At 70.8% G+C, this 12,791-nt stretch carries 13 protein-coding genes; 5 read left to right on the forward strand and 8 right to left on the reverse strand.

Annotated elements, in window-relative coordinates:
- Positions 1–35 precede the first annotated feature (35 nt).
- The 4 genes from F4556_RS10990 to F4556_RS11005 all read left to right on the forward strand — a co-directional run bounded on the left by F4556_RS10990 (position 36) and on the right by F4556_RS11005 (position 3,992).
- Positions 36–509 (forward strand): Lrp/AsnC family transcriptional regulator, encoded by a 474-nt coding sequence (locus F4556_RS10990; RefSeq protein ID WP_057232352.1) that lies wholly within the window; start codon positions 36–38, stop codon positions 507–509.
- The gene (locus F4556_RS10995) at positions 506–1,897 is read left to right on the forward strand and encodes an aspartate aminotransferase family protein (protein WP_184913839.1); all 1,392 of its coding nucleotides are present in this window, start codon (positions 506–508) and stop codon (positions 1,895–1,897) included. Before F4556_RS10990 ends, F4556_RS10995 begins: the two co-directional genes overlap by 4 nt.
- Positions 1,898–2,112: 215 nt before the next feature.
- A complete protein-coding gene (locus F4556_RS11000) occupies positions 2,113–2,841 on the forward strand; it encodes an ABC transporter ATP-binding protein (RefSeq protein ID WP_184913841.1) in 729 nt (242 codons plus the stop codon).
- Positions 2,842–2,843: 2 nt separating this feature from the next.
- On the forward strand, positions 2,844–3,992 hold the full coding sequence (locus F4556_RS11005; RefSeq protein ID WP_184913842.1) for a hypothetical protein: 1,149 nt from the start codon (positions 2,844–2,846) through the stop codon (positions 3,990–3,992).
- Positions 3,993–4,048: 56 nt separating this feature from the next.
- On the opposite strand, the gene rlmN is transcribed toward F4556_RS11005, so the two are convergent.
- The 6 genes from rlmN to rpsB all read right to left on the reverse strand — a co-directional run bounded on the left by rlmN (position 4,049) and on the right by rpsB (position 9,782).
- Complete coding sequence (gene rlmN / locus F4556_RS11010; RefSeq protein WP_184913844.1) at positions 4,049–5,149, reverse strand: dual-specificity RNA methyltransferase RlmN; 1,101 nt, start codon at positions 5,147–5,149, stop codon at positions 4,049–4,051.
- A gap of 81 nt (positions 5,150–5,230) precedes the next feature.
- Complete coding sequence (locus F4556_RS11015; RefSeq protein ID WP_376775681.1) at positions 5,231–6,250, reverse strand: phosphatidate cytidylyltransferase; 1,020 nt, start codon at positions 6,248–6,250, stop codon at positions 5,231–5,233.
- Entirely contained in the window at positions 6,250–6,807 is a 558-nt protein-coding gene (gene frr, locus F4556_RS11020) for a ribosome recycling factor (RefSeq protein ID WP_184913848.1), read from the reverse strand. Before frr ends, F4556_RS11015 begins: the two co-directional genes overlap by 1 nt.
- An 84-nt stretch (positions 6,808–6,891) precedes the next feature.
- A complete protein-coding gene (gene pyrH, locus F4556_RS11025; RefSeq protein WP_184913850.1) occupies positions 6,892–7,647 on the reverse strand; it encodes a UMP kinase in 756 nt (251 codons plus the stop codon).
- Between the two features lie 270 nt (positions 7,648–7,917).
- A complete protein-coding gene (tsf, locus tag F4556_RS11030) occupies positions 7,918–8,757 on the reverse strand; it encodes a translation elongation factor Ts (protein ID WP_184913852.1) in 840 nt (279 codons plus the stop codon).
- Between the two features lie 131 nt (positions 8,758–8,888).
- Entirely contained in the window at positions 8,889–9,782 is an 894-nt protein-coding gene (gene rpsB, locus F4556_RS11035) for a 30S ribosomal protein S2 (protein ID WP_184913854.1), read from the reverse strand.
- A 567-nt stretch (positions 9,783–10,349) separates the two neighbouring features.
- On the opposite strand from rpsB, the gene F4556_RS11040 reads away from it, so the two are divergent.
- Positions 10,350–11,009, forward strand: coding sequence for a murein hydrolase activator EnvC family protein (locus F4556_RS11040; RefSeq protein ID WP_184913856.1), 660 nt, complete (start codon positions 10,350–10,352; stop codon positions 11,007–11,009).
- 72 nt (positions 11,010–11,081) lie between these two features.
- Here the strand turns inward: F4556_RS11040 and F4556_RS11045 are convergent, their stop codons facing one another.
- Positions 11,082–11,711, reverse strand: coding sequence for a TetR/AcrR family transcriptional regulator (locus F4556_RS11045; protein WP_313068253.1), 630 nt, complete (start codon positions 11,709–11,711; stop codon positions 11,082–11,084).
- A gap of 132 nt (positions 11,712–11,843) precedes the next feature.
- A complete protein-coding gene (gene whiG, locus F4556_RS11050) occupies positions 11,844–12,755 on the reverse strand; it encodes an RNA polymerase sigma factor WhiG (protein ID WP_376775786.1) in 912 nt (303 codons plus the stop codon).
- Positions 12,756–12,791 lie beyond the last annotated feature (36 nt).

Consider the following 12,791-nt stretch of genomic DNA (forward strand, 5'->3'; position numbering starts at 1 on the left):
TTGCGCACGACGAAACGATCAGGCACAGTGGCGACGTGGCCAACCGCGACCGGAACGCGAGCGTTCCCCTCGATGCCGCCTCCAAGGCGATCATCGAGCAGCTCCAGGAGGACGGGCGTCGCCCGTACGCCGCCATCGGCAAGGCCGTCGGCCTGTCCGAGGCGGCGGTACGTCAGCGGGTCCAGAAGCTGCTCGACCAAGGCGTGATGCAGATCGTCGCCGTCACCGATCCCCTCACCGTCGGCTTCACCCGGCAGGCGATGGTCGGGATCAACGTCGAAGGCGACATCGAACCCGTCGCCGACGCGCTGGCCGCCCTCGACGAGGTCGACTACGTGGTCTGCACCGCAGGCTCGTTCGACCTGCTGGCCGAACTGGTCTGCGAGGACGACGAGCACCTGCTCGAACTGATCAACAAGCGCATCCGCGCGCTTCCCGGCGTGCGGAGCACCGAGAGTTTCGTTTACCTGAAGCTCCGGAAACAGACCTACACCTGGGGCACCAGATGACTGCCGACCCGGCGCAGAAGGACCTTTCCAAGACCGCCTACGACCACCTGTGGATGCACTTCACCCGCATGTCGTCGTACGAGAACTCCCCCGTGCCGACGATCGTCAAGGGCCAGGGCACCTACGTCTGGGACGACAAGGGCAAGAAGTACCTGGACGGCCTGGCCGGCCTGTTCGTCGTGCAGGCCGGCCACGGCCGCGAGGAGCTCGCCGAGGCCGCCGCCAAGCAGGCCAAGGAGCTCGCCTTCTTCCCGGTGTGGAGCTACGCCCACCCGAAGGCGATCGAGCTGGCCGAGCGGCTGGCCAACTACGCCCCGGGCGACCTGAACAAGGTCTTCTTCTCCACCGGTGGCGGCGAGGCCGTCGAGACCGCCTGGAAGCTGGCGAAGCAGTACTTCAAGCTGACCGGCAAGCCGACCAAGCACAAGGTCATCTCGCGCGCCGTCGCCTACCACGGCACCCCGCAGGGCGCCCTGTCGATCACCGGCCTGCCGGGCCTGAAGGCCCCGTTCGAGCCGCTGGTCCCGGGCACCCACAAGGCGCCGAACACCAACATCTACCGCGCCCCCGCCTTCCTGGAGCGCGACGGCAAGATCGACCCCGAGGCGTACGGCCGCTGGGCCGCCGACGAGATCGAGGTGGCGATCCTCAACGAGGGCGCCGACACCGTCGCCGCCGTCTTCGTCGAGCCGGTGCAGAACGCCGGTGGCTGCTTCCCGCCGCCGCCCGGGTACTTCCAGCGCCTGCGCGAGATCTGCGACCGCCACGACGTGCTGCTCGTGTCGGACGAGGTCATCTGCGCCTTCGGCCGGCTCGGCACCATGTTCGGCGCCGACAAGTTCGGCTACCAGCCCGACATGATCACCTGCGCCAAGGGCATGACCTCGGGCTACAGCCCGATCGGCGCCACGATCATCTCGGACCGTCTGGCCGAGCCGTTCTACAAGGGTGACAACACCTTCCTGCACGGCTACACCTTCGGTGGCCACCCGGTCTCCTCCGCGGTGGCGCTGGCCAACCTCGACATCTTCGAGCGCGAGGGCCTGAACCAGCACGTGCTGGACAACGAGGCGAACTTCCTCGGCACCCTGAACAAGCTCCGCGACCTGCCGATCGTCGGCGACGTCCGTGGCAACGGGTTCTTCTACGGCATCGAGCTGGTGAAGGACAAGGTCACCAAGGAGTCGTTCAACGACGACGAGGTCGAGCGCGTGCTCTACGGCTTCCTGTCGAAGGCGCTCTACGACAACGGCCTGTACTGCCGCGCCGACGACCGTGGCGACCCGGTCATCCAGCTGGCCCCGCCGCTGATCTCCGACCAGTCGACCTTCGACGAGATCGAGCAGATCCTGCGGGTCAGCCTCACCGACGCGTGGGCCAAGATCTGATTCAGGCTTTCCGACCCACCCTCCGCCGAAGGCGGCCCTGCTCTCCGGGGCCGCCTTCGGGCGTTCCGGGCCGTACCGGAGGGGATTTCTTGCGGCCAACACGCCGGATTCGCCGCCATTTCGACCTGATTGGGTCAGTGTGCCGCATCCTCGACCCGCCCCGGTCGTTCTAATCTGACGACTGTCATATCCCCGTCGGCACCAGGATGGACCTCATGTCAGCGGCCCCGCCCGACAACGACGTGCTGTGGGCCCGAGGGATCGTCAAGTCCCACCACGGCACCCCCGCCCTGCGCGGGATCTCGATCGGCGTCCGGGAGGGCGAGGTCCTCGCCGTCACCGGCCCGCGCGGCTCCGGCAAGAGCACCCTGCTCGGCTGCCTCTCCGCGCTGCTCCCGGTGGACGAGGGCGAGGTCTGGTTCAACAGCGCCCCCGTGCACACCCTGAACCGGACCGGCCGGGAACGGCTGCGCCGGGACCGCTTCGGCTTCGTCGGCTCCGAACCGCACCTGGTCCCCGAGCTGACGGCCCGGGAGAACGTGGCCCTGCCACTGCTGCTCTCCGGCGCCGGCCACAAGGCCGCGTACACCGCCGCCGCCGAGTGGCTGGAGCGGCTGGACGTGGCCGACCACGCCAAGCGCCGCCCCGCCGAGCTGATCCAGAGTCAGCGCCAGCGGATCGCGGTCGCCCGCGCGCTCGCCCCGCTCCCCTCGGTGGTCTTCGCCGACGACCCGACCGCCCCGCTGCACCGCGAGGCCAAGGACCAGGTGCTGCGGATACTGGCCAGCGCCGCCCGCTCGCACCAGCTCACCCTGGTGCTGGCCACCCACGACCCCGAGCTGGTCAAGTACGCGGACCGCACCGTCGCCCTGCTGGACGGCCGGCTGACCGGACCGGTCGCCCCCGTCCCGCGCGGCGCCGCCGCGCTCACCGCGGGGCGCTGACCATGCTGTACTTCCGCCTGGCCCGCGGCTACCGGCCCGCCGACCTCGGCCGCTGGCTGCTCACCGCGACCGCCGCCGCCCTGGTCGCCGCCCTGCTGCTGCGCGCGCTCGGCCGCGCCCTCGGCGAACCTTCCGTCAGCTCGCTGCCCCGGCTGCTCTGGTGCCTGCCGCCGCTGGCCGCCGTCGGCTGGTTCGCCGCCGTCGCGGCCCGCGCCGTACCCGCCGCCCGCCCCGAACGGATCAACGGCCTGACCGCCGCCGGAGCCGGTCCGGTCCGGATCCGGCTGCTGGTCGCCGGGGAGATCGCGCTCGCCTGCACCCTCGGCAGCGCCCTCGCCCTGCTGCTCTTCCTGGTCCTGCGCAACGACATCGCCGACCCCTCGCTGGCGGCCGACCTCGGCATGGGCAGCCCACTGCCCGCCGCCGCCCCGATCACCCTGCTGGTCCTGGTCCCGCTGGTGGCCGGCGTCTCGGCGGCCTGCGCCGTCCCGCTCGGCGACCCGCTGCCCACCGGCCGGGAACACCCCGCCCCGACCGGCTTCGGCCCCCTCCGGCTCGCCCTGCCCACCGGCCTGCTGGTGACCGGGACCGCCCTGGAGCTGTACGGCCTGCGGCCCGGCGCCTCGGTGGACGGCCGCCCGGTCAGCCTGCCCGGCGGCCTCGGCGACACCGGTGTGGCGGCCCTGGTCGGCTGGGCGCTCGCCGCGCTCGGCCTGGCCCTGCTCACCGCCCCGCTGCTGGCGCTGACCGGCCGGCTGCTGGCACTCGGCCGCCCCACCCCGCTCCGGCTGCTGGCCGGCCGCGGCCTGACCGCCGAGGCCAGCCGGATCGGCACCCCGCTGGCCGTGCTCGGGCTGACCGGCGCCGCCGTACTGGCCGCGTTCCGCTACTGGATCGGCCGCCCCGGCAGCTCCGAGACGCTGACCAGCGTCGAGGGCCTGCTGGTGGTCGCCTGCGCGCTGGCCGCCCTGCTGGTCCGGGCCGCCGAGGTGCGCAGCGCCCGACGGGACGTCAGCTCCACGCTGCTCCGGCTGGGCGCCGCCCCCGGGCTGCTGATCGGCGCGGCCGCCCTGCGGGTGCTCGCGGCGGGCACGGTCCTGCTGCTCACCGGCGGCCTGACCGCGGTGCTCGCGGCGGGCGCGCTCGCCTGACGGTATGACAGTGGGGCCCCGGACGATGTCCGGGGCCCCACTGTCATACCGTCAGATCATCCTGCGGCGGCCAGCTGGCCGCAGGCGCCGTCGATCTCCTGGCCCCGGGTGTCCCGGACCGTGGTCGGCACACCGTGCGACTGCAGCCGCCGGACGAACTCCCGCTCGTCCTCGGGACGGGAGGCGGTCCACTTCGACCCCGGCGTCGGGTTCAGCGGGATCAGGTTGACGTGCACCCGGTGGTTCTTGATCAGGCGGCCGAGCAGGTCGGCCCGCCAGGCCTGGTCGTTGATGTCCTTGATCAGCGCGTACTCGATGGAGATCCGTCGGCCGGACTGCTCCGCGTAGTTCCACGCGGCGTCCAGCACCTCGGCCACCTTCCACCGGGTGTTCACCGGCACCAGCTCGTCCCGGAGCTCGTCGTCCGGGGCGTGCAGGGAGAGCGCCAGGCGGCAGGACAGGCCCTCGTCCGCGAGCCGGTTCATCGCCGGGACCAGGCCGACGGTGGAGACCGTGATGCCGCGCTGGGAGAGGCCGAAGCCGTCCGGCGCCGGGTCGGTCAGGCGGCGGATCGAGGCCAGCACCCGGTTGTAGTTGGCCAGCGGCTCGCCCATGCCCATGAAGACCACGTTGGACAGCCGCGCCTCGCCGCCCGGGATCTCGCCGGCCTTCAGCGCGCGCATCCCGGCCGCGATCTGCTCGACGATCTCGGCGGTCGACAGGTTCCGGGTCAGCCCGGCCTGGCCGGTGGCGCAGAACGGGCAGTTCATCCCGCAGCCCGCCTGCGAGCTGATGCACATGGTCACCCGGTCGGGGTAGCGCATCAGCACCGACTCGACCAGGGTGCCGTCGAACAGCTTCCACAGCGTCTTGCGGGTGGTGTCCTCGTCGCAGGAGACGTGCCGGACCACCGACATCAGCTCGGGCAGCAGCGCCTCGGTCAGCTTCTCCCGGCTGCCCGCCGGGATGTCCGTCCACTCGGCCGGGTCGCTCGACAGCCGGCCGAAGTAGTGGTTCGACAGCTGCTTGGCGCGGAACGGCTGCTCGCCGAGCTCCGCGACGGCCGCCTTGCGATCGGCGGGGGCGAGGTCGGCAAGGTGTCGCGGGGGCTTGGCGCCACGCGGCGCGACAAAGGTCAGTTCTCCGGGCTTAGGCATGGTTCATCCAGTGTCGCAGATCGCCAAAGCCCCGGATGCCGTGGCATCCGGGGCTCCGTCGGAGGGGCCGTTACGAGGAAGTCAGCTGCCGACGAAGGCGGCCAGCAGCAGCCAGACCACCGGAGCGGTCGGCAGCAGCGAGTCGAGCCGGTCCATGATGCCGCCGTGGCCGGGCAGCAGCGTCCCCATGTCCTTGATGCCCAGGTCACGCTTGATCATCGACTCGGCCAGGTCGCCCAGCGTCGCCGTGACCGCCGCGCAGCCACCGAGGATCAGGCCCTGCCACCAGGTGCCGTCGTCGATCACGTACTGCATCAGCAGCGCGCCCGCGATCATCGAGAGCCCGATGCCGCCGGCCAGCCCCTCCCGGGTCTTGCCGGGGCTGATCGTCGGGGCCAGCTTGTTCTTCCCGAACTTGTAGCCGACCGCGTAGGCGCCGGTGTCACTGCAGATGGTGACGATCAGGAAGAGCAGGATCCGCTGCGGGCCGTCGTCGGCCGCCAGCATCATCACCACGAAGGTGGCCAGGAACGGCACGTAGAACGCGGTGAAGATGCCTGCCGTTATGTCGCGCAGGTAGTTCTCCGGCGGCTCGCTCATCCGCCAGATCATCACCGCGAGCCCGGTCAGCGCCAGCGCCGCCGCCGCCCACTGCGGGCCGGCCCAGTACCCCGTGCCCAGCATCGCCAGGCTGCCCACCAGCAGCGGGACCAGCGGCGTGCTGATCTCCTTGCGCTCGGCCAGCCGGCTGGTCAGCTCCCAGACGCCGACCAGCACCGCGGCGGCCACCACGAAGAGGAAGAGCACCTTCACCACGAACAGCGAGGCGACGATCACCGCGCCGAGACCGACCCCCACCCCTATCGCGGCCTGGAGGTTGCGGCCACCGCGCTGCTTGCGGGGCTGCTGGTCGGGCTGGGCCACGGCTGTCTCCTGCCCTGGGGCGGACGTCGGGGTCGGATGGTGCGGCATGACAGGAGTCTGTGCCGAGGGGCCGGGTCGGTACACCGGGAGCTGCTGCGAGTGACCCGTTTGGGGTCCAAGGTCACCCGCAGCAGAGGAGTCGGGCGCCGGAGACCGGCGCCCGGAAGCGTCGTGCATCAGACCTCGAGCAGCTCGGCTTCCTTGTGCTTCAGCAGCTCGTCGATCTGCGCCACGTACTTCGCCGTGGTGTCGTCGAGCTCCTTCTCGGCGCGGCGGCCGTCGTCCTCGCCGATCTCGCTGTCCTTGACCAGCTTGTCGATCGCGTCCTTGGCCTTGCGGCGGATCGCCCGGATCGAGATCTTGGCGTCCTCGCCCTTGCCGCGGGCCTGCTTGATGTACTCGCGGCGGCGCTCCTCGGTGAGGACCGGCAGCACCACGCGGATGATCGAGCCGTCGTTGGACGGGTTGACGCCGAGGTCGGAGTCGCGGATCGCGGTCTCGATGGTCTTCAGCGCGGTCTTGTCGAACGGCGAGACCACCGCCATCCGGGGCTCCGGCACCGAGAACGAGGCGAGCTGGTTGATCGGCGTCAGCGCGCCGTAGTAGTCCGCGAAGATCTTGGCGAACATGGCCGGGTGCGCCCGGCCGGTACGGATCGCCGCGAAGTCGTCCTTGGCGACCGCGACGGCCTTCTCCATCTTCTCCTCGGCCTCGAGGAGGATCTCGTCGGTCACTGTCTGCTCCCTGTCCCGTTCATCTGCTGTGGTCCCGGCCGGTGCATGCCCCGGTCGGCTGATTGCTGCTCAGGTGACGACTGCTCAGGCCCGGGCGGAATCCTGGCTGATGAGTGTGCCGATCTTCTCACTGTTCACCGCGCGGGCGATATTGCCCTCCGCCAGCAGCTCGAAGACCAGCATCGGCAGGTCGTTGTCCTTGCACAGCGTGATCGCGGTCAGGTCGGCCACCTTGAGGTCCCGCGCGATGACCTCGCTGTAGTCGAGGGAGTCGAACTTGACCGCCTCGGGGTTGGTGCGCGGGTCCGAGTCGTACACCCCGTCGACGCCGTTCTTGCCCATCAGCAGCACCTCGGCGTGGATCTCCAGGGCGCGCTGCACGGCGGTGGTGTCGGTGGAGAAGTACGGCATACCCATTCCGGCGCCGAAGATGACCACGCGGCCCTTCTCCAGGTGCCGGACGGCCCGCAGCGGCAGGTACGGCTCCGCGACCTGGCCCATCGTGATGGCGGTCTGGACCCGGGTCTCGATGCCTTCCTTGATCAGGAAGTCCTGCAGCGCCAGGCAGTTCATCACGGTGCCGAGCATGCCCATGTAGTCGGAGCGGGCCCGGTCCATGCCGCGGACCTGCAGTTCGGCGCCGCGGAAGAAGTTGCCGCCGCCGATCACCACGGCCACCTCGGTACCGCCGCGGACCACCGTGGCGATCTCGCGGGCGATCTTGTGCACGACGTCCGGGTCGACGCCGAGGCCGCCACCACCGGCGAACGCCTCACCGGACAGCTTGAGCAGAACCCGCCGACGGTTGCTCTCCTGCACGGTCTCCTGCGTCTCCGTCATGGACATCTCCTTCTCCACCTACTGGTTCACAGGCGGGGCCACCGGCGGGCAGTGCCGGGCCCCTGACCTGCGCGTACACGCAAGGAGGCCACTGCCGCGGGAACCGGTACGGTGTCCTGCACGGCAATGGCCTCCTCGTCGTTCATGGTGCCGACGTGGCCCGCCCGTTGACTTCCTGGCGCTGGTCGAGCCCGATCGGCGCGTTCCTGGCCGCTCCGGTGAGCGGCCGGGCGATTCCTACCTTAGGCGGGAAGCGCTGCGGAACGTGGGTCAGGCGCCGACGCGGAAGCGGACGAAGCGCTTGAGCGCGACGCCGTTCTCCTCGAGGACCTTGGCGACGGTCTTCTTGTTGTCCTTCGCGAAGGCCTGCTCCAGAACGGAGTTCTCCTTGACGAAGCCGGTGACGCGACCCTCGACGATCTTCGGCAGGGCAGCCTCGGGCTTGCCCTCCTCGCGCGCGGTGGCCTCGGCGACCCGACGCTCGTTCTCGATGTCCTCGGCCGGGATGTCCTCGCGGGACAGGTACTTCGGCGCGAAGGCGGCGATGTGCTGCGCGACGTCCTTGGCGACCTCGGCGTTCTCCTTGTCGAGCTCGACGAGGACACCGATGGTCGGCGGGAGGTCCGGGTCCGACTTGTGCATGTAGACGCCGACGAAGCCGTCACCGTCGAACTGCGCGAAGCGGCGGAACACGATCTTCTCGCCCAGGGTCGCGTTGGCCTCGTCCACGAACTGCTGGACGGTCTGGCCGGCGGCGATCTCGGAGGCCAGCGCGGTCTCCAGGTCGGCCGGGGCGGTGGCGGCCACGTGGGCGGCGATCGCGTTGGCGACCTCGACGAACTTGCCGCCCTTGGCGACGAAGTCGGTCTCGCAGTTCAGCTCGACCAGGACGCCGGACTTGGCACCCTCGGCGATGAGCGCGGCAACGGCGCCGTTGGAGGCGTCGCGGCCCTCGCGCTTGGCAACGCCCTTCTGGCCCTTGATACGAAGCAGCTCGACGGCCTTCTGGACGTCGCCCTCGGCCTCGTCCAGCGCCTTCTTGCAGTCCATCATGCCGGCGCCGGTGAGCTCACGGAGCTTCTTGACGTCCGCGGCGGAGATGTTCGCCATGGTGTGAATCTCTTCTCGCGTCTCGCGTGTCTGCGTGGGGAGGTGCCTGGCGGGCTGGGTTCAGCCCCCGGCACGGGAGAGAGGGGCACTTACCGGTGTCGTACCGGCGAGTGCCCCTCACCCTTGGTACGTCAGGCCTGCTCGGCCTCGGCGGCCGGAGCCTCGACCTCGGCGGCCGGGGCCTCCACGGTCTCGGCAGCAGCCTCGGTGACCTCGGCGGCGGGGGCCTCGACGGTCTCGTCGGCCTTCTTCTCGCCCTCGAGGATGTCCTTCTCCCAGTCGGCCAGCGGCTGGTCGGCACCCGGCTCGGCCTTGACGTCGCCCTTGGCGACACCGGCGCGGGACTTCAGGCCCTCGGCGACGGCGTCGGCGATGACCCGGGTCAGCAGGGTGACGGAGCGGATCGCGTCGTCGTTGCCGGGGATCTTGTAGTCGACCTCGTCGGGGTCGCAGTTGGTGTCCAGGATCGCGACGACCGGGATGTGAAGCTTGCGGGCCTCACCAACCGCGATGTGCTCCTTCTTGGTGTCCACGATCCAGACGGCGCTGGGCACGCGCTGCATGTCGCGGATACCGCCGAGGGTCTTCTCCAGCTTGTCGTGCTCGCGCTGGAGGACCAGGAGCTCCTTCTTGGTGAGGCCGGAACCGGCCACATCCGTGAAGTCGATCTCGCCGAGCTCCTTGAGGCGCTGCAGGCGCTTGTAGACGGTCGAGAAGTTGGTCAGCATGCCGCCGAGCCAGCGCTGGTTCACGTAGGGCATGCCCACGCGGGTGGCCTGCTCGGCGATGGCCTCCTGGGCCTGCTTCTTGGTACCGACGAAGAGGACGCTGCCGCCGTGGGCAACCGTCTCCTTGACGAACTCGAAAGCGCGGTCGATGTAGTTCAGCGACTGCAGGAGGTCGATGATGTAGATGCCGTTGCGCTCCGTGAAGATGAAGCGCTTCATCTTCGGGTTCCAACGACGGGTCTGGTGACCGAAGTGGACGCCGCTCTCAAGCAGCTCCCGCATCGTGACGACGGCCATGGCCGTGCTCCTCGGTGTTCTGCCCGGCGCGCCTGGCCCGTACGTACTTTCGTCCGTAGAGGCCCGGGGTGCCGGGTGTTCTCGGTTGTTCCGTGCCGGTCGGGCGACCGTCACGCCTGACGCCCCGACGTGCCGAGCCACCTGTGCCTGTGCGGTGACTTGACCGCGCCAGGCTCGGCGGACCGAGCGACACTCGCACCGAACGGGCCTCGGCACCCCTCGCGGAGTGACCTCTGCCGCCGGTGGCGGGGCGTGCGAAGTCGACCCGGGCAGACCGGGTCGCGTGTGAAGTGTACGGGAAGCCCCGAGCGGGGAGCGACCCCGACCGTTCGGGGTGGGGTGGACGCGGTCGGTCGGGGGTGGGGCGGGCTCGGTTTGGGCGTGTGGCGGGCTTTGCCTTGGGCTTGCCGTGGGCTCGCGGTGATGGTTCGTCCACTGCCTGGGGAAGGGGGGACCGCCTGGCGGATTCACCCTCGCGAGGGAACGCCGATGTCCCCAGGAGCGGGTTGTCCACAGGGTCGACCGGGGTGCTGGCCGCTGTCGACGGCGGTCGGAAGCCTGCTCGGCATGGGCACTCCTCTCTTCCCGCTGTCGCTGCCACTGCCGGCCGTCGCCCCCGCTCTGAGCGCCGGGCCGAACGCCGGGCCGCCGCCGCATCCGCCGGACCGGCGGGTGGTGGTGCTGCTGGTGGCGCTGCTCACCGCGCTGCTGTTGGTCGGACTGCCGCAACCGCCGGCCTCCGGGGCGCGCGGCTTGCACGGGGTGGCGGGGCCGCCCGGCGCCCCTGTAGTCGGGCCGGGGCCTGGCCGCGCCTGGCCGGTGGGCGGGCCCGGCGGACTGCTCCAGCGCTTCGACCCGCCACCGGAGCGCTGGGCGGCGGGGCACCGGGGCGTGGACCTGGCGGCCTCGGTGGGGGCGACGGTACGGGCCGCCGCACCCGGGGTCGTCTCGTTCACCGGGATGGTCGCGGGCCGGCCGGTGGTGACGGTGACTCACCCCGCCTCGGGGAACCCCCCGTTGCGCACCACCTACCTGCCGGTCACCGGCAGCCTCCCGGTCGGCACGGCCGTCGCGGGCGGCGAGCCGATCGGGGTGCTGGCGACCGGCGTCGGGCACTGCGCGACGGGCTGCCTGCACTGGGGGCTGCTCCGGGGGAAGCGCTACCTGGACCCGCTGGCCCTGCTGGGGACCGGCCAGGCGAGGCTGCTGCCGCTGGACGGCGGGTGACGCGAGCTCAGGCTGCGGCTCGGGCTGTGACGGTGGATCGGGTTGGGACGGTGACTCGGCCCGGCTCGGGACTCAGGTGGCGGTGACCGTCGGGGCCGTCTCGTCGGCGCCGAGCTGGTGGGCGGGACAGAGCCCGTGCAGCACCATCGACACTGCGGAGTCGGAGACCGAACCGGCCCCCTCCGCGCCGGCCCGCTCGACCTGGCGCACGGCTGCCTCGACCACCCCTTGGAGCAGCGCGGCCGCCACCCGGGGCTGCTCGTGCCCGATCTCCTGCAGGGCCTGGACCACCAGATCCACCAAGGAGTGGTGCGCGGTCCTGATCCGGTCCCGCGCGGCCTCGTCGAGTTCCAGCGCCGAGATCGCGACGACGGCGCGGTGCCGAGGGTCGGCGGCGAGCGCGAGCTGGCCGCGCACGTAGGCCTCGACCTTGGCGTGCGGGGTGTCGCAGGCCGCCATCCCCGCCTCGATCTCCGCCGCCCAGAGCGGGAAGTCGACCGCGCACAGCTCCTCGATCACGGCGGCGCGCGAACGGAAGTACTCGTACACCGAGGAGCGCGCCAGCCCGGCCCGCGCGGCGAGCGCGGGGAAGGTCATCGCCTCCATGCCGCCCTCGGTGAGCAGCGTGCGGGCAGCATCGAGCAACGCTGCGCGCTGCAGCTGACGATGCTCGGCCACCGTGGCCGCCCGGATCTTCGGCACGCTCCTACTGTACGGAGCCCGACGGTCTTCCGGGACGGCGCCATGGGAATCGCCGGGCGTGTGGTGCAACACCCCGGCGCATTCACCTCGACGTACGCCCTACCCCCGGCCGCGCGCTTGGCCGAACGGCGGTCAGCAGACCTCGGAGAGCTTGGCGCGGAGCTGGATCACCGATTTGGTGTGGATCTGGCTGACCCTGCTCTCGGTGACGCCGAGCACCTGGCCGATCTCGGCGAGCGTGAGGCCCTCGTAGTAGTAGAGGGTCACCACGGTCTTCTCGCGTTCAGGCAGGGTGTTGACCGCGGTGGCGAGCAGGCGGCGCAGCTCCCGGTCCTCCGCCACCTCGACGGGGTTGTCGGCGCCGGTGTCCTCCAGGGTGTCCATCAGGCTGAGCCGGTCACCACCCTCCCCGGCCGGGTGCAGCAACTCGTCCAACGCCACCACGTTGGCGAGCGAGAGCTGACTGAAGATCGCGTGCAGCTCCTCGATCGCGATCCCCATCTCCGCCGCGACCTCGGGCTCGTGCGGCGTGCGGCGCAGCCTGGCTTCCAGGGTCGCGTACGTGCGCTCGACCGCCTTCGCCTTCTGCCGGACGGAGCGTGGGATCCAGTCCAGCGCGCGGAGTTCGTCGATGATCGCACCGCGAATCCGGCTGATGGCATAGGTCTCGAACTTGATCGCGCGCTCGATGTCGAACTTCTCGATCGCGTCAATCAGACCGAACACCCCGGAGGAGACGAAGTCCGCCTGCTCCACGTTGGCCGGCAGACCGACTCCGACCCGGCCTGCCACATATTTGACCAGCGGTGAGTAATGCAGGATCAGTTGCTCCCGCAGTCTGGCGTCCCCGGTCTCCTTGTACGAGCGCCATAGCAGCTCCAGAGCTGACCGGTCGTCAACAACGGGCTTTGCCGCACTTGACGCCGACGGCTTGGCCGCCTCGGCTTCGCGACGAGCGGCCGGGGTGCGGGAAGGCGCCTGGACCGGAGCGTCCTCCGCCGCACTTCGGGACCGCACCCGACCGGCTTGCCTGGTCACCCCCATCACCCCCGGCGCTCTGCTCTGCGCCTCGGCGGCGGG

The sequence above is a fragment of the Kitasatospora gansuensis genome (genome assembly GCF_014203705.1).
GTDB lineage: Bacteria > Actinomycetota > Actinomycetes > Streptomycetales > Streptomycetaceae > Kitasatospora > Kitasatospora gansuensis.